The sequence below is a fragment of the Prevotella sp. P4-67 genome, assembly GCF_002251325.1.
Lineage (GTDB): Bacteria > Bacteroidota > Bacteroidia > Bacteroidales > Bacteroidaceae > Prevotella.
The window spans coordinates 193,032-210,513 of sequence record NZ_NPJL01000057.1 but is presented as its reverse complement, the minus strand read 5'-3'; the positions used below and the strand labels follow the sequence as shown (position 1 = coordinate 210,513).

13 protein-coding genes are annotated in these 17,482 nt (G+C 43.6%); 3 read left to right on the top strand and 10 right to left on the bottom strand.

From position 1 onward, the window contains the following. Nucleotides 1-20 precede the first annotated feature (20 nt). The 10 genes from CIK92_RS09790 to CIK92_RS09745 form a co-directional block, all read right to left on the bottom strand. Nucleotides 21-1,181, bottom strand: a complete 1,161-nt coding sequence (locus CIK92_RS09790; protein ID WP_094388972.1) for an aldose epimerase family protein — start codon at nt 1,179-1,181, stop codon at nt 21-23. Nucleotides 1,182-1,362: 181 nt separating this feature from the next. After that, nucleotides 1,363-2,523, bottom strand: a complete 1,161-nt coding sequence (gene galK / locus CIK92_RS09785) for a galactokinase (protein ID WP_022311395.1) — start codon at nt 2,521-2,523, stop codon at nt 1,363-1,365. A 44-nt stretch (nt 2,524-2,567) separates the two neighbouring features. Then, nucleotides 2,568-3,884: an MFS transporter gene (locus CIK92_RS09780; RefSeq protein ID WP_094388956.1), complete on the bottom strand. Its 1,317-nt coding sequence runs from the start codon at nt 3,882-3,884 to the stop codon at nt 2,568-2,570. A 34-nt stretch (nt 3,885-3,918) separates the two neighbouring features. After that, complete coding sequence (locus CIK92_RS09775; RefSeq protein WP_094388955.1) at nt 3,919-5,010, bottom strand: aldose epimerase family protein; 1,092 nt, start codon at nt 5,008-5,010, stop codon at nt 3,919-3,921. A 177-nt stretch (nt 5,011-5,187) separates the two neighbouring features. Beyond that, the gene (locus CIK92_RS09770) at nt 5,188-6,474 is read right to left on the bottom strand and encodes a folylpolyglutamate synthase/dihydrofolate synthase family protein (RefSeq protein ID WP_094385391.1); all 1,287 of its coding nucleotides are present in this window, start codon (nt 6,472-6,474) and stop codon (nt 5,188-5,190) included. Nucleotides 6,475-6,480: 6 nt separating this feature from the next. Then, nucleotides 6,481-7,629 carry a molecular chaperone DnaJ gene (dnaJ, locus tag CIK92_RS09765; RefSeq protein ID WP_022311399.1) on the bottom strand — a complete coding sequence of 383 codons (1,149 nt, stop codon included), beginning with the start codon at nt 7,627-7,629 and terminating at the stop codon, nt 6,481-6,483. Between the two features lie 19 nt (nt 7,630-7,648). Then, nucleotides 7,649-8,224: a nucleotide exchange factor GrpE gene (locus CIK92_RS09760; RefSeq protein WP_022311400.1), complete on the bottom strand. Its 576-nt coding sequence runs from the start codon at nt 8,222-8,224 to the stop codon at nt 7,649-7,651. Nucleotides 8,225-8,272: 48 nt separating this feature from the next. Next, nucleotides 8,273-9,895 carry an ABC-F family ATP-binding cassette domain-containing protein gene (locus tag CIK92_RS09755; protein WP_094388954.1) on the bottom strand — a complete coding sequence of 541 codons (1,623 nt, stop codon included), beginning with the start codon at nt 9,893-9,895 and terminating at the stop codon, nt 8,273-8,275. 142 nt (nt 9,896-10,037) lie between these two features. Beyond that, the gene (gene uvrA / locus CIK92_RS09750) at nt 10,038-12,866 is read right to left on the bottom strand and encodes an excinuclease ABC subunit UvrA (protein ID WP_094388953.1); all 2,829 of its coding nucleotides are present in this window, start codon (nt 12,864-12,866) and stop codon (nt 10,038-10,040) included. 19 nt (nt 12,867-12,885) lie between these two features. Next, on the bottom strand, nt 12,886-13,593 hold the full coding sequence (locus CIK92_RS09745; protein WP_094388952.1) for a gliding motility-associated C-terminal domain-containing protein: 708 nt from the start codon (nt 13,591-13,593) through the stop codon (nt 12,886-12,888). A gap of 108 nt (nt 13,594-13,701) precedes the next feature. Here CIK92_RS09745 and CIK92_RS09740 point away from each other — a divergent pair, with 108 nt between their 5' ends. The 3 genes from CIK92_RS09740 to CIK92_RS09730 are packed head-to-tail and all read left to right on the top strand — an operon-like array spanning nt 13,702 to nt 17,356. Then, on the top strand, nt 13,702-15,057 hold the full coding sequence (locus CIK92_RS09740) for a LysM peptidoglycan-binding domain-containing protein (RefSeq protein WP_094388971.1): 1,356 nt from the start codon (nt 13,702-13,704) through the stop codon (nt 15,055-15,057). Next, nucleotides 15,057-15,800 (top strand): porin family protein, encoded by a 744-nt coding sequence (locus CIK92_RS09735; RefSeq protein WP_094385385.1) that lies wholly within the window; start codon nt 15,057-15,059, stop codon nt 15,798-15,800. The genes CIK92_RS09740 and CIK92_RS09735 overlap by 1 nt, the downstream gene beginning before the upstream one ends. Nucleotides 15,801-15,805: 5 nt before the next feature. Continuing rightward, on the top strand, nt 15,806-17,356 hold the full coding sequence (locus CIK92_RS09730) for a peptide MFS transporter (protein ID WP_094388951.1): 1,551 nt from the start codon (nt 15,806-15,808) through the stop codon (nt 17,354-17,356). Nucleotides 17,357-17,482 lie beyond the last annotated feature (126 nt).

The following is a 17,482-nucleotide window of genomic DNA, read 5'->3' as shown; positions in this document are numbered from 1 at the left end:
TCATTATATCTGTCGGCACACTACTTGACTCTAAATCTGTATGCTGTATGGCTAATGTATGTCTCGCCAGGTTTGATATATGAAGATGGGAAATTAGGATTGTTCGGTGAATCGGGGTATTTCTGGCTTTCCAGGCATACCGACGCATGCTTGGGATAAGCAATGCCATGCTTTCCTTTAACTTTACCATCAAGGAAATTGCCTGTATATACTTGTACGCCAGGCTCGGTAGTGAACATTTCAAGACAAATTCCTGTATTGGGAGCATAAAGGCTTGCTGCAACTATTTTGTCGTTACCTTTGCCTTTGGTATATGTGTTCAGGCACCAATTGTGGTCATAGCCTCTGGCATACTTGATTTGCGCAAAACTTGTATCACCAATCGTTTCATAAAGCGCATGGCGTTTGGTAAAATCCAATGGAGTGCCATAGACAGACTTGACCTTGCCATTGGGTATAAAAGTCGAATCAATTGGGGTATAATTGTCTGCATTAATATAAAGAACCATATTTGTACCTGCCTGGCTCATATCGCCGGTCAGATTAAAATAAGAATGGTTGGTCATATTGATTACAGTCTCTCTATCAGTAGTAGCTTCGTACTTGATATCCAATACATTATCGCTTGTTAATGTATAAATGACTTTAGCGGTTACCGTTCCAGGAAAATTGTTGTCTCCATCGGGAGATACAATTGATAATTGCAGAGTACTGTCATTCGGTTGAACCGCATCATATACTTGATACTGCCATCCAGACGGACCGCCATGCAGACAGTGACCAAAGTTATTGGTCGGTAGCTGAATTGTTTTTCCGCCAACTTTAAGCTGTCCCTTATTGATTCTATTGGCATAACGGCCAATAGATGCGCCGAAATCACTGGGAGTATTGACCGTATCAGCATATTGATGAATATTGTCAAAACCCAAGACCACATCTGTCAATTGTCCAGCTTTGTTGGGTACACACAATGAAACGAGTCTTCCACCATAATTGGTGATACAGGCTTCCATACCACTTTCATTGGTCAAGGTAAACAGCTTTACGGCTTTGTTGTTGATTATGGTATCAAAATCAGCAGGGTTAAGTCCAGAGATAGTACGCTGTCCACCACCTGAGCAAGCGCAGAGGAAAACGGTTATAATTCCAATGCATAATGTTAGATTTCTGACTCTTTTCATTATTTCGTTGTTTTTAGTATTATTTCCTTTTTGGGTGTAAATATACATCTTTTTTTTTAGATAAACGGCCATTTGCAATGATTATTTTCTAATGGATACAAAAAAAGCCACTGTCCGTATAGAACAATGGCTTTTTTATAATTATTAGATGATATTATTTGCCGTAAGAACCTATGCTAAATTAGCATACTTTGTGAGCACCGTCATTGATAACGACGTTGTATACAGCTGGCTCATGACCATATTTCTCGGCAAATTTCTGCTTTGCATTGGCAATGAATGAGTCATAGATGCTGTCCTTTACCAGATTGATGGTACAGCCTCCGAAGCCACCGCCCATGATGCGACTTCCAGTGACACCATTTTCCTTAGCCAACTCATTGAGATAGTCAAGCTCCTCGCAAGAAACTTCATACTCCTTGCTAAGGCCGTCATGGGTCTCATACATCTTTTGGCCTACGGTCTCATAATCGCCTTTCTGCAAAGCATCACATACAGCAAGTACACGATCCTTTTCTCCAAGAACGAAGTGTGCGCGAGTGTAGTCTTCCATTCCTACCTCATCCTTTACCTCTTCCAATTGCTCCCAAGAACAATCACGAAGTGTCTCAAAATGAGACTCTGGATGTTTGGCGGCTATGTGTTTTACTACATTCTCGCAACTATTGCGGCGGTCGTTATATGGTGAGCCCTTGAGTTCGTGCTTAACTTTGGAATCAAGCAGCACCAATTTGTAGCCTTCTGGGTTGAAAGGGAAGTACTCGAATTCTCGAGAACGGCAATCCAAACGCATAAGTTTGCCTTCCTTACCAAATACACTTGCAAACTGGTCCATAATACCACAGTTTACACCGACATATTTATGCTCCGTAGCTTGTCCGGCGAGAGCCAAATCCCATTTGGAAACTTTATTGTCACCAAAAAGGTCATTAAGCGCAAATGCGAAACAACTCTCCAAAGCAGCAGAAGAAGACATGCCTGCACCAAGTGGTACATCTCCGTAGAAAGCAGTATTGAAACCCTTAACATCCACACCGAGGGCCTTCATTTCTTGCACGATTCCATAAATGTATCTTGCCCAAGTAGTGCGAGGACCTACGGGGTCGTTAACCTTAAATTCTACGCGATCCTTAAGGTCAATAGAGTAGCACATGACTGTATCAGTACCATTAGGGCGCACCTCTGCCATAATACCTTTATCTACAGCTCCTGGGAAGACGAAACCTCCGTTATAGTCAGTATGCTCACCAATAAGATTGATACGACCTGGAGACATATAAATGTTACCAGTTTTGCCATCAAAATGCTTGATGAAGCGGCTTCTTACTTTTTCAATATCCATAGTTTGTAAATTCAAAAAGGTTAGACAATATAATAATTGTAATGTTATTCTACAGGAATGTCTTTATTCACATTCTTTGAGCCGAGAAGTGCATAATATAAAATGTATACAGCACTCAGCAGTACTACAATAAAGCTGGAGATGTAGTTGTGAGTAAAGTCGATAACCTTAGCCTGGATAAAGATCATAACAGCAAAACCTGCAACCATCATCATGAAGGCTCCGGAAGCAGCAGCTGTGTATTTTCCGAGTCCCTCTGTGGCAAGATTGAAGATGCCACCCCACATAACAGAAGCACAAAGGCCCACCAACAGGAATGCAAAGATGCCGACGGGTATCTCACCCCATACCAAAGTAAGATGGGTATAGTCGATACCAGGACATTTTACCATCATGGTCTCGGGCAAAAGCATACCTGCTGCTGTAAGGATGATAGCCGCAATGCTGACGGTAGAAATCATGGACTTTGCAGAAATCTTACCACCTATCATACCACCAACGAAACGACCAATCAGCATAAAGATAAAGTAAACAGCACCCAGTGTACCGCAATAACCGGCATCCATTCCTAATCCAGGATTAGTAGCATCTTTTGCAGCGGTAAGATAAGAGAAGATGTAAGTAGGAGGACATACCTCTACTGCACCATAAACAGCAATAGCCAACATACCGAGTTTGAAATGGCGGAAAGAATAGCAACTGTGCTCGTCTTTTGCTTCTTTAGCTTTCGCTGCTTGCTGTGGTTCTTGGATTTTAGTAAAGAATATTACGACAAAGGCAAATATGAAGATTGCCAAGGCTATAAACAATGCAGGTTGGGCGTCTGAAACCTTTGCTGTAGCAGCATCGCCGATAAGGCTACCCATAAGGATGTAAACGCATACGGCTGCGGCAGAATTGAAGACTCCACCAATCTGAACCAATTGATTTCCTCTGTTACCGCCTCCGCCAAGCAGATTAAGCATTGGATTAACTACAGCGTTAAGCATACACATGCAAAGTCCTGATACAAAGGCACCAATAAGATAAACAACAAATCCAATTGTACCACTAGACCAACCGACAGAGCCGCTAAGCCACTGTACAAGTAAGCCAACAATACCTACAACCAAAGCAGCCAATGCAGTAGTCTTATAACCAAACTTCTGAATAAGCAATCCTGCGGGGATACCCATAAGGAGGTAGGCACCAAAGTTGCCATAGTTACCAACTTGGGCAAGCGATTCGCTTACTGAGAAATTGTTTTTCAGAATAACTGCCATCGGCGAACAGAGATTAGTCACAAACGCAATCATCGCAAAAAGGAAGACCATTGCCAAAATGGCAATAATACTACCTTGTTTCTTTTCTAATTTTTCCATTTTACTTGTTATTAATGATGTTATTATGATTATTCTATTGTTCTACGCTAAATTTGTATATGGTCTTCTGCGTATATTTACCTTCAGGTTTAAGCACGACAGATGGGAAATATGGGTGATTTGGGGAATCGGGGAAGTGCTGAGCTTCAAAACAGATTGCGCTACGACGGGGGAATGTAGCTCCATTCTGTCCCTTGTAGCCATCAGCCCAATTGTCTGTATAGACCTGTACACCTGGCTCTGTTGTATAAACCTCCATAGTACGGCCACTCACTGGTTCAACGATTTTTGCAGCAAAACTAAGCTCTCCCTCTTCTTTCTTATTAAGAACAAAGCAATGGTCGTAGCCAGCTCCATTCCTTATTTGCTCATCATCGGCGTCTATGTCCTTGCCAACAGCTTTAGGTGAGGTAAAGTCAAATGGAGTATTTTTTACAAAACGAATTTCTCCGGTAGGAATACTCGTTTCATCAATTGGAAGATAGTAATCAGCATTTATTTGACAAATAAGGTTCTCTATACTTGCAGTTGGATTAGCAATACCCGACAAAGAGAAAAAACCGTGGCTTGTAAGGTTAATGATGGTTTTCTTATTTGTAGTAGCCATATAATCGATAACAAGTTCGTTATCATCAGTAAAACTATAAACAACAGTAGTTTTAACTTCACCTGAGAAGCCCTCTTCGCCATAAGGGCTGGTATATTCAAGAACCAAAGAGTGTTCATTCATTTGTCTGGCATCCCATACTTTGGCGTTAAATCCTTTCTTTCCGCCATGCAAGCTGTTGGGACCATTGTTTATGGGTAATTGATACTCTTTGCCATGCAACTGGAATTTGCCTTTACAAATTCTATTTCCGTAGCGACCAATGAGGGTCGAAAGATAGGGTTCCGGGCTGTTGATGACATCTTGTACATTGTCATGTCCTTGTATGACATTGGCCTTTACACCATTTCTATCAGGAACCATAATTGCAACCAATGCGCCACCATAATTGGTAATAGCCACCACGTTGCCACGATTATTTTTCAGGAAGTATAAGTCTGTCTTCTTTCCATTGATTGTGGCCTGAAAGTCTTCTCGTCTCAGGCCACAGATGTGTTCTGTTTCTGTTGTGCTCATCATAAAAAGTTTTTAGTTACTTTATGTACTTGCAAAGTAAATAAAAAAAAGTGAATACCACAAAAGTCACGCCATTTATTATCGCGTTTGTTGCGTTAAAAACAATTAACAAAGCACTATGGCAATAGACGATTGGCGAAATGTACCGCTATATATAAAGAAAACGACACCAAAAGACAATTATTCTTTTGGTGTCGCGAGACAGGCAAGCAGATCAGACACAATATAACTGCTTCCACCTATAAAAACGAAATCATTGGGGACGGCAATTGCAAGCGCAGCCATATAGGCGCTCTCAACGCTATCGTAAACACGACCAACAAGTCCGTGAGCAAGCCCTTTTTGAGCAACAACCTGACTTGGAATAGCTCGATGCGTAGTTGCCTGTGACCAATAATAAATAGCATCTTTGGGCAACAACTCCATAACAGAATCAATATCCTTGTCATCAACCATTCCGAATACAATGTGCTTTTGATGACATTCTTGGTGGATAATTTGCTTTGACAAATACTTCCAACCGCCAACATTATGTCCTGTATCACATACTATCAATGGCTGGTTGCACAATATTTGCCATCTTCCCATGAGGCCAGTCAGCTGAACAACATTGAGGAATCCTTTCTTCACAGCCTCAACATCCGTTATGCCTAATTCTCGGATAGCACATAGGATTGTATTTGTGTTTTTTATTTGATATTCTCCTATCAGAGCACCCGTAACGACGCCATAGTTAACCGTTTGATAGGAGATACCACCACCCTGAGATTTATCAACCGAGACAACTTCGCAAGCGTCTTCTGCAAAAATAATCTTGGAGTGTGTTTCGATTGCTTTGTGTTCAAAAACATGACGCGTTTCAGGGATTGCTTCCCCTATGACGACAGGCGTATTGGGCTTGATTATCCCCGCTTTCTCCGCTGCAATCTGAGGCAATGTTTCACCAAGGAATTGGGTATGGTCTTTGCTTATATTAGTAATGATTGACAATATTGGAGTTACTATATTTGTACAATCAAGACGCCCACCAAGGCCTACCTCGACGACGGCGTAATCAACATGCTTCTCCGCAAAGTATTTGAAGGCCATTGCTGTGGTTAGCTCGAAAAACGAAGGATGAAGGGGTGTGAAGAAATTCTTTTCCTTGTCGACAAAGTCCACCACATACTCTTCGGGTATCATTTCGCCATTTACCCGGATACGTTCTCTGAAATCTACCAAATGCGGAGATGTATATAGTCCGACATTATATCCCATAGCTTGCAATATTGCAGCAAGCGTATGAGAACAAGAACCTTTACCGTTAGTTCCCGCAATATGAATAATCTTATAGTGCTGATGCGGGTGACCAAAGTGTTTGTCAAGCGCATGAGTATTATCCAGACCTTCTTTATATGCAGATGCACCCACATGTTCGAAAACAGGGGTGCATTCATATAGATAATTAACAGTTTCCCGATAGTTCATAACACCTTAACTGAAATAGTTTTTGAACTTGTCAAAAATCGATTTCTTAGTACTTGCGTCTCCTTTGAAATTATCACTGTCACGCATACTTTCAATTGCAGCGCGTTCCTGCTTACTCAAGGCTTTCGGAACATAAACACTGATATTGACAACCAAGTCGCCATGACCTGTTCCATATCCTTGTACATGAGGCAGTCCCTTCCCGCGCAAGCGCAGTGTCTTACCTGGCTGGGTACCAGGCTCAATCTTGATTTTTACTTTACTTCCTTCAATAGTAGGGATTGAGACTTCACCACCAAGTGCAGCTGTAGGAAAATCGAGCAGAAGGTTATAGATGACATCTTGACCGTCACGGACGAATGTATCGTTTTCCTCTTCTTTGATGTAGACTTGAATATCGCCGTTTATTCCATTATGTGGACCGGCATTTCCTTTACCAGAGACATTTACGACCATTCCTTCTGCGACTCCTGCAGGGATGTTGATTTCAACGACTTCTTCGCCTTTTTCGACGCCGGTGCCGTTACATGCCTTACATTTATTCTTGATAACAGAACCCTCGCCATGACATGTTGGGCAGTCCGTTTGGGTCTGCATCATGCCCAGCATCGTACGAACTGTTTTTACGACATAGCCTCGACCTTGACAAGTCGGACAAGTCGTATTGCCACTTCCATCCGCGGCGCCTGTTCCATGGCAATGGCTGCATGTAATGTCCTTCTTTACCTTGAACTTCTTTGTTACGCCTGTCGATATCTCCAGAAGCGAAAGCCTTACAGTGAGTCTCAAGTCAGTACCCCTGTATTGCGGACGACCTCCACCGAATCCACCAAAGCCGCCGGCATGTCCTCCAAACACATCGCCAAACATAGAGAAGATATCATCCATAGAGAATCCTCCACCGAATCCTCCGGCACTTCCGAATCCGCCACCAGGTGCGTTAAATCCGAACTGGTCGTATTGTTGTCTCTTCTGTGAATCGTGAAGAACATCATAAGCCTCTGCCGCTTCTTTGAATTTTTCTTCAGCTTCAGCATTATCTGGATTTCTGTCGGGGTGATACTTTATAGCCAACTTACGATAAGCGGCTTTAATCTCGCTTTCAGTTGCGTTTTTGCTAACGCCCAGCACCTCATAATAGTCGCGCTTTGCCATACGTTAATATAATAATGTATTAATCGCCAACAGCAACTTTGGCATGTCGTATCACTTTATCGTTCAGCATATAGCCAGTCTGGGTACAGTCAACGACCTTACCCTTCTTGTCATCGCCCATACCAGGGACTTTGGCTATAGCTTCATGGAAATCCACATCAAAATCAGAGTTTTCCGTTTCAATGCGCTTAAGACCAAGCCCTTCGAGAGTCTTATGCAGCTTCTGGTCGATAAGTTCCCAGCCTTCTTCAAGAGCCTCTTTAGTTTCTATTTTGGTAGCATTGGTTATAGCTCTTTCCATATCATCAAGAACAGGAAGAATTGCAGTGATAACCTTTTCTCCACCATTAAGAATCAATTCAGCTTTCTCTCTGATGGTACGTTTCTTATAATTCTCGAATTCGGCCAAGGTACGCAGATATTTGTCTTTAGTTTCGGCCAGTTCCTTATTAAGAGCATCTAAAGATTCTTTTGCATCTTCTTCAGAACTCTCTGTTGAGGTATTCTTAGAGTCATCAGCAGCCTGAGAAGAGATGGTATCTTTAGCCTCTGATGACGTTTCTTCGTTAACTTTGTTTTCTTTTACTTCACTCATAATACTTATCTTTTATTACTTTTGGAATAACAAAAAGCATGCCAAACACTACTCTGCGTAGAGTTTTGCCTTGAGTTCTTTGATTTGCTCATCATGAATATATTCATCATAGCTCATCAGTTTGTCTATTATTCCATTAGGTGTAAGTTCAATGATGCGATCAGCTACAGTTTCAATAAACTCGTGGTCATGTGAACTGAAAATGATATTTCCCTTGAACGAAGTAAGATTATTGTTAAATGCCTGAATACTCTCAAGGTCCAAATGGTTGGTAGGTGTGTCAAGTATGAGACAGTTGGCATTACGCAACTGCATGCGTGCAATCATACATCTCATCTTTTCGCCTCCCGAAAGAACATTTACCTTCTTCATTACTTCTTCACCAGAGAACAGCATTCTTCCCAAATAGGCCTTCATCTGAACCTCATTGCCAGGTCCGTACTGCGACAGCCAGTCCACCAAATTCATATCGCTCTGGAAGTATTCGGTATTGTCCAAGGGCAAGTAGGCTGTTGTTATCGTGATGCCCCATTTGAAAGTACCTGCATCAGCCTCTTTATTACCGTTTACAATCTCAAAGAGCGCAGTCATTGCCTTCAGATTGCGTGACAAGAACACAACTTTCTGGCCCTTTTCTATATTGAAGCTGACATTGTCAAACAACACGTTACCATCGTTGTCTGTAGCTTTCAGTCCCTCGACTTCGAGTATCTGATTTCCGGGTTCACGTTCCATCTGGAAAATGATACCTGGGTATTTACGGCTTGAAGGACGGATTTCCTCCACATTAAGTTTTTCAAGCATCTTTTTACGTGATGTAGTCTGCTTGCTTTTGGCCACGTTCGCGGAGAAACGACGGATGAACTCCTCCAACTGCTTCTTTTTCTCTTCAGCCTTCATGCGCTGGTTCTGGGCTTGGCGAAGAGCCAACTGTGAACTCATATACCAGAAACTATAGTTACCAGAGAAAACGGTAACCTTACCGAAGTCAATGTCTATAGTCTGAGTTGAGACAGAGTCAAGGAAGTGACGGTCGTGCGATACGACTAAGACTGTCTGACGTTCGTCGATTTCGCTCAAATAGTCTTCCAACCATTCTACAGTATCCAAATCGAGGTCATTGGTAGGCTCATCAAGAAGAAGATTCTCAGGATGGCCAAACAAGGCCTTAGCCAACATAACTCTTACCTTTTCATTATTGGCAAGTTCGGCCATCTGCTTTTGGTGCAAGTTTTCCTTGATGCCCAAGTTCTGGAGCAATTGAGCCGCATCAGATTCAGCCTCCCAACCATTCATTTCAGCAAACTTCAATTCCAGATCAGCTGCTTTATTGCCATCTTCCTCTGTCATTTCCGGCTTAGAGTAGAGACGCTCACGCTCTTTCATGTTTTCCCAAAGGGGCTGATGCCCCATGAGTACAGTGTCCATTACGCTGTAGTCATCATATTTGAAGTGGTCCTGTTCAAGAACGCTGAGGCGTTCACCAGGACCAAGTTCTACAGTTCCCTTGTTGGGCTCCAAATCGCCGCTGATGGCGCGCAACAGCGTTGACTTGCCGGCACCATTGGCACCAATAACACCATAAATGTTTCCTGGAGTAAATTTGATATTGACGTCTTTGTACAATACTCGTTTGCCAAACTGAATGGCAAGGTTGGTAAGCGTTATCATCTTTTGTATATACCTTATTTATAATTTAGTGTGCAAAATTACAAAAACTCTTGGGTAGAACAAAATATATATGCTCGTTTTTTATAACGACCCACATGCAACGTGTTAAAAACGACCACAAATCCCATTCGATCAGCACTTGTCATTTTGCCAATGCCGGCTTTAAGTATTTTGAAGTATATCCTAATTTGCAATCTGCCACTTGTTCGGGAGTTCCGGTTACGAGCACCCTGCCTCCGTTTCGACCACCTTCAGGACCCATATCGATTATATAATCAGCCAATTTAATGACATCAAGATTATGCTCGATAATTATAACTGTATTACCCTTGTCGACAAGTTTCTCTATTACATTCATTAATATTCGGATGTCTTCAAAATGCAATCCGGTAGTTGGCTCATCCAATATATACAGAGTTTTTCCAGTATCCCGTTTAGCCAACTCGGTTGCGAGTTTAACACGCTGGCTCTCTCCACCAGAGAGGGTAGTGCTTGACTGTCCCAACTTGATATAATCCAGTCCGACGTCTTGCAGCGTCTTAATTTTAGGCAAAATGGACGGAACGTTCTCAAAGAACTCCACCGCCTGGCCTATGGTCATATCCAAAACATCTGCAATGGACTTGCCCTTATACCTTACCTCCAGAGTCTCACGATTGTACCTCTTGCCATGGCAGGTCTCGCATGGCACCATCACATCTGGCAAGAAGTTCATTTCTATTGTTTTATATCCATTTCCTCCACAAGTTTCACATCTGCCGCCTTTAACATTGAATGAGAAGCGACCAGGCTTGTAACCACGAATCTTAGCTTCGGGGAGCCCCACAAACAAGGTGCGGATATCGGAGAATACACCAGTGTAAGTCGCCGGGTTGCTTCGCGGTGTACGACCAATGGGGCTTTGGTCTACGGTTACCACTTTGTCCAGGTATTCCAACCCTTCGATAGAAGAGTAGGGCATCGGCTTCTTTAATGCCCGATAAAAGTGATGCGCCAATATGGGTTGAAGAGTCTCGTTTACCAGTGTAGATTTACCGGAACCACTGACACCGGTAACAACAGTAAGGACACCCAGAGGGAACTCGACATCAACATTTTTCAGATTGTTGCCAGTACATCCGTGCAATACTATCGCCTTGCCATTAGGCCGACGACGTTGAGCAGGTATCTGTATACTCTGGATTCCATTCAGATAATTGGCCGTGATTGTATCGCGGTGAAGCATTTCTTCGGGCGTACCCTGAAACACCACTTGGCCACCCTTACGCCCAGCTTTGGGACCGATGTCAATTATCCAATCAGCCGCTCTCATCATATCTTCATCATGCTCGACAACGATTACAGTATTCCCCAGATCACGCAATTCTTTAAGCGAATTGATGAGCCGCTGATTATCACGCTGATGAAGGCCGATACTTGGCTCATCAAGGATATATAGAACATTGACAAGCCTTGTTCCAATTTGCGTGGCCAGCCTTATGCGCTGGCTTTCTCCACCAGAGAGGGTTGCCGACTGACGATTAAGCGACAGATAGTCAAGGCCCACATTTAATAAAAAGCCAACACGTGTACGTAGTTCTTTTATTATTTCGCTGGCTATTATTTTTTGATTTGTCGACAGACCCTCAGCCATATTAGATAGCCACTCAGCCAATTCATTCAAATCCAGATTGGCGACTTCAGAGATATTCCGGTCGCCAATCTTGTATGAGAGGGATTCCCTTTTGAGTCTTAATCCATGACACTCGGGACATACGTTTGTGGCCAGGAACTGTTCAGCCCACTTTTGTCCTGCCGATGTGTCATCATTATCCATGATGTCACGCAGATATTTGATGATACCATCAAAGGTGACAAAGTAATCACTCGATGTATGAACCACTTCTTTAGGAATTTTCAGGTTTTCCATTGTTCCATAGAGAATTTCGTCCATGGCTTCCTGTGGGACATCACATACGGGCGTCTTTAAGTTACAGTCGTATTTTTGCAGGATAGCATCAATCTGCCAAAATACCATTTGGTTCTTATATTTGCCTAAGGGAGATATTGCTCCATCACGGATAGACAGCTTGTCATCGGGTATTACCTTGTTTATATCAATTTCGTTGACTACACCCAAACCTTTGCATCGCGGGCAGGCGCCTTCCGGAGAATTAAACGAAAAGATATTTGGAGCCGGTTCACCATACGACAACCCGGTTGTAGGGTCCATAAGACGCTTGGAGTAATTCTTGATGCTATTATCGTGTTCGTCAAGAATCATTAGCGTGCCGTCGCCTTGGCGCATCGCTATCTGCACACTTTTCTTGAGCCGTTCGTCGTCTTTACCACGTACTTTCAGTTTATCAACAACCACCTCGATGTTATGATTCTTGTATCGGTCAACCTTCATACCACGCTCAATCTCCTTTATCTCTCCATCTACGCGTATATAGAGGTATCCTTTACGCCGCATGCTTTCAAAGAGTTCGCGATAATGTCCTTTGCGTTGACGGACCAAAGGGGCGAGGATGAAGATGCGATGGTCGATATACTGGTCAAGTATCATTTCCAGCACCTGCTCCTCTGTATATTTTACCATCTTCTCTCCCGACAAATAACTATATGCCGTACCAGCCCTTGCATAAAGCAGACGCAGATAATCGTATATTTCGGTAGTAGTTCCGACCGTTGAGCGGGGATTCTTGTTGGTGGTCTTTTGCTCAATGCTGATTACAGGGCTTAAACCGGTAATTTTATCCACGTCGGGGCGTTCTATATTGCCCAAAAAATTGCGTGCGTATGCCGAAAAGGTTTCGATATATCTCCGCTGACCCTCTGCATATATGGTATCAAAGGCCAACGAAGACTTGCCAGAACCCGACAAGCCTGTTATTACAGTGAGTGAGTTGCGGGGAATTGTGACATCCACATCCTTGAGATTGTGCACGCGTGCACCCCATACATTTATAGTTTCTTTCTTATCTTTCATCGGTCTGAAGATATCTTCTTTAACGTTCGGTTTCGATGTAATCACGCATGAGATTTACATCCTTCTTGATATTGAATACGCGGCCGTCTGCACCACGTGCCTTGACGACGCAGTAGTATGTTCCGGTTTTCATATCCTTTCCTTTGAATGTGCCGTCCCAGCCACCTGCCGGATCGTTCCATTCATACACTTTCTGGCCCCAACGGTTGATGATAATGGCCTTAAACTCTACAATACTCTGATATCCAGGTTTGGCGCGATAGATATCATTTATACCATCTCCATTGGGAGAGAAAGCGTTTGGAAATTCGAGTTTGCTTTCGTAGACGGTTACCGTGAAGCGGGCCTCACGCCAATAGTCAGCTTCGTATCTGACCGTGTCTGCCCCGAGGGTAAACACCGTGTAGCATACCACATGATTGACTCCCGATTCGGCAAATATGTATTCTGTATCTTCTTCATATCTCACAAGATATGGCTCATTCTCTTTACCTTCTTTGAAGAAGCGCCATTCGTAATGCGCCGTCCATCCATCCGCATCAGAGGGGTTGAGCTTGAAGGTCGCTTTTATAGGCGCCGAACCAGAGAAATAACTGTCCGTACTCTCGTTGCCAGCAGCATCTGTAAATACAACCGAAGGGGCGATTGATGGCATTCCTGGTGTAGCATAGACGGGACCAAATATGCCAAGTGTTAGCAATAAAAAAACTAATTTTGCTATCTTCATTGTGTATGAACTTAAAAATAGATAGCAAAGTTAACAAAAAGTTTAGAGTTTTGGGAGTGAAGTAATAGTTTTTTTGTATTTTTGCAAATGGAAATAATCATAAAGATAATGAATAAACGTTTGTTACGCTATATTTTGCTGCCCATGCTCCTTATGGCGTGTGCCGTCTGCGATGCCCAGATAAACAATTGGCAAGACTTGTACAAGGCCAAGAAGAAAGATACCATCTATGGCATTGCCCATAAATACGGCATCACCGTTGACCAGCTGATGGAGGCCAATCCTGACATGAAAAAGGACGGCTATCAGTTGAAGAAGGGCGACATTGTGTTCATCCCCTTTGTATCACAGCCCAAAGAGGTACAGCAACCATCCAAGAAGAGCACCGAGAAAGACATCGATATACGCTCGAGAGCCATTAGAATAGGCATGATGCTGCCTCTGCACAATGTTGATGGCGACGGCAAACGCATGACTGAGTATTACCGAGGTTTCCTTTTGGCATGCGAGCAGATGAAAGCCCAAAATATCTCAGTTGATATCCACGCATGGAATGTACCGATAGATGCGGATATACGCCAGACTTTGCTCGACAAGGGCGCCCAGAATTGTGATATCATCTTTGGCCCGCTGTATTCCAATCAGGTCAAGTATCTTGCCGAATTCTGCAAGACATATAAGATTAAGATGGTTATCCCATTTTCCATCACTGGCGACGAGGTGAAACACAATAGCCAGATTTTCCAAGTTTACCAGTCGCCCGAGCGTCTCAACGAGAAGGCTATCTATGCCTTTATGGAACGTTTCCCCAAGCACCACGCCATTTTTGTAGATTGCAATGACAGCACCAGCAAGAAGGGCATTTTCACATTCGGTTTGAGAAAGCAGCTGGATAGCAAAGGCATCAAGTACAGCATTACCAATATCAAATCATCTGAACAGCAGTTCGGTAAGGCATTCAGCCGTACTCTCCCCAATGTAGTTGTACTTAATTCGGGACGGTCTCCAGAACTTAATGTTGTTTTTGCCAAACTCAATGGTCTGAAGATGAAAGCACCCAATGTCCAGATTTCCGTCTTTGGCTATACTGAGTGGCTTATGTACACCAAATACAATCTTGCCAATTATTATCAGTTTGATGCATATATCCCTACCACTTTCTATTACAATCCTTTGTCCGAATCGACCCAGCAGATAGAAGCCCTTTATCGACAGTGGTTCAAGACCGAGACCATCCAGGCACTCCCCAAGTTTGCCTTGACCGGTTACGACCATGCCATATATTTCATCAATGGATTGCACAAATACGGACAGAGCTTTTCCGGAACAAAAAAGCAACAAGTCATGAAACCCATTCAGACACAGTTGTACTTTGACAAGAACACTAACGGAGGTATGGAGAATGCCTGTTTCCAGTTAATTCACTATAAAAACGACCAAACGATAGAATCTATAACATATTAATGAAGAAGTTATATTTGATTTTAAGTTTAGCCATGATGCCGTTTCTTTCCGTCATGTCGCAGATAGGCGAACATCGGAACGATTTCACATTGGGCGTCAATGGCGGATATATCCTGAGCAATGTCAGTTTTACCCCTAAGGTGACTCAAGGTTATCATGGCGGCCTTACAGGTGGTTTGTCCATGCGCTATGTATGCGAAAAATATTTCAAGACCATTGCTTCAGTATATGCAGAGGTCAACTATTCGCAGTTGGGATGGAAGGAGGATATTCTTGACATCAACAACCAGGCTGTAATCAATCCCGTCACAGGATTGGCAGAAAACTATAGCCGTACTATCAACTATGTACAGGTCCCCATATTGGCCCATTTGGCATGGGGAAAGGAATACAAGGGCGTCAGTTTCTTTGTGAATTTGGGTCCACAATTTGGGTTCTATCTCAGCGAGAAGACCAAAAGCAACTTTAATGTTAAGGATTGCAATATGAATGACCGCGTTTCGACCGTGGTTGCACAAGATACAATGGCCGTAGAAAACAAGTTTGATTATGGCATTGCCGTCGGAGCAGGCATGGAGTACACCGTGCCCAAGGTAGGGCATTTCCTGATAGAGGCCCGATACTACTATGGACTCGGCAACATATACGGCGACTCCAAGCGCGATTACTTTGGCAGTTCCAACTTTGGCAATATAATCATCAAGGCTGCTTATCTGTTTGATATAACCAAAACCAAAAAATAATAATTATGTTTGAAGGACAACCTAAAGGTCTTTATGCGTTGGCTCTTGCCAACACCGGCGAGCGATTCGGTTATTACACCATGCTTGCCATCTTTGCCCTGTTTATGCAGGCTAAGTTCGGATGGACAGAGTCACAAGCCGGACAGGTTTATGCCATATTCCTGGCAGTAGTTTATTTTGCTCCGCTCTTTGGCGGTATGATAGCCGACAAGATTGGCTATGGCAAGTGCGTAACCATTGGTTTTGCCACAATGTTCCTCGGCTATCTGGGTCTTGCCATCCCCACAGAGGCCGATACTATCGGACAGATTTCCATGTTTGGCGGACTGGCTTGCGTGTCATTGGGTACCGGCTTGTTCAAAGGCAATCTCCAGGTATTGGTAGGTAACCTCTACGACGACCCCAAGTACTCATCACGTCGTGATTCGGCCTTCAGCCTTTTCTATATGGCTATCAATATCGGTGCAATGTTTGCCCCCTCAATGGCTAAATGGATTACCAACGTATATCTGTCTCACTATGGCTTACAATATAACGCAGCAAACACTGACCCCAGTTATCTCCAGGCCCTCTCTGGCGCATACGGTCTTTGCTTTGGTGTAGCCTGTATCTCTCTGATTCTGTCAGCTGTCATCTATTTCGCCTTCCGCGGATGGTTCAAGCATGCCGATGTCACTGCCAAGCAGGCCAAGGAGCAGGCTGTAGCCGTAGAGGAGTTGACTCCCAAGCAGACCAAAGACCGCATCGTGGCATTGCTGCTCGTCTTTGCCGTGGTTATCTTCTTCTGGATGGCATTCCACCAGAACGGTTCGGCTCTTACATTCTTTGCGAAGAAGTATACCGACTTGACTGTTAGCTGCACTATGCGCATCGGATTCAACATCTTCAGTTTGGCTCTTATCGCCATCTCTGTTTATACCGGTTTTGCAACATTCCAATCCAAGTCTACTCGCAGTCGTGCTATCTGTGGTGTCGCTACCGTTCTGCTGCTCTCTGGAGCCTACGCTCTCTATGCAGTAATGGACAATCCTACATACGCACAGCCATCAGACTTCCAGCAGTTCAATCCATTCTTCGTAGTAGCACTCACCCCATTCAGCATGGCATTCTTCGGCGCTCTTGCCAACAAGGGCAAAGAGGTTAGCGCGCCAACCCGTATCGCATGGGGTATGCTTGTGGCCGCTCTTGGATTTGGCGTCATCACCATGGCATCTACCGACCTTATTTCGCCGATGTCATTGGGCGACAAGACCCAGAGCATACTGTCTCCAGGATGGCTCATCTCTACCTACTTTACCCTTACACTGGCAGAGCTGTTGCTGTCGCCTATGGGCATCTCATTTGTTTCCAAGGTTGCACCTCCTAAGTATAAGGGCCTTATGATGGGTGGATGGTTTGTTGCCACAGCCATTGGTAACTACCTGAGCTCAATCCCATCTATGTTGTGGAACAGAATACCACTGATGTACAACTGGGGTATCCTCATCGCGCTTTGTCTCGTCAGCGCATTGGTAATGTTTGCATTGCTCAAGAAGCTGAAGGAAATGACAGCATAGGCAGATAGATTATTTACTATTAAAGGCTGATTTCTAAACGTATAGAAATCAGCCTTTAATTATATCTACAGGGCAAAGATAGATGCTTGCTTAATGAGTATATACGTAGATGACAAGACAGGTGAT